Consider the following 389-nt stretch of genomic DNA (forward strand, 5'->3'; position numbering starts at 1 on the left):
TGGATAATACGATCCATTATTTGTGACTGTTACTCTGTTCACAACATTACCCCATTTATTTACTAATCCATTTGTCACCCATGCTCCAGCAACTTGCTTTGTATATGTTTGTGTCTGTACAGCGCTAAAGTTTCCCGCTGCATCTTTTGCAAATGTCTTGATAGTCGTTGTGTTCGTGATGTTAATAACGCTTGTATACTTTGTACTTCCTGTTGTCGGTGTTGTTCCGTCTGTCGTATAATAAATATCTGCTGTTTCATTTGTACTCATTGTAACTGTCATACTATCTGTAAATGTTGTTCCTGGTGTGATTGTAAGGATAGGCGGTGTTGTATCAGGCGGGATTGTATTTGTTGTCTTCACACTAATACTTGCTCCACTTGCAATAT

General features: G+C 38.3%; 1 protein-coding gene. It reads right to left on the reverse strand.

Annotated features, from left to right (window positions below; genetic code table 11):
- On the reverse strand, window positions 1-363 hold a 363-nt coding region (locus tag KVT27_RS23865; RefSeq protein WP_309140246.1), incomplete at its 3' end, for a chitobiase/beta-hexosaminidase C-terminal domain-containing protein.
- Window positions 364-389: the final 26 nt, after the last annotated feature.

Origin of the sequence: Lysinibacillus sp. GbtcB16 (assembly GCF_019091145.1) — a bacterium.
Classification (GTDB): domain Bacteria; phylum Bacillota; class Bacilli; order Bacillales_A; family Planococcaceae; genus Lysinibacillus; species Lysinibacillus fusiformis.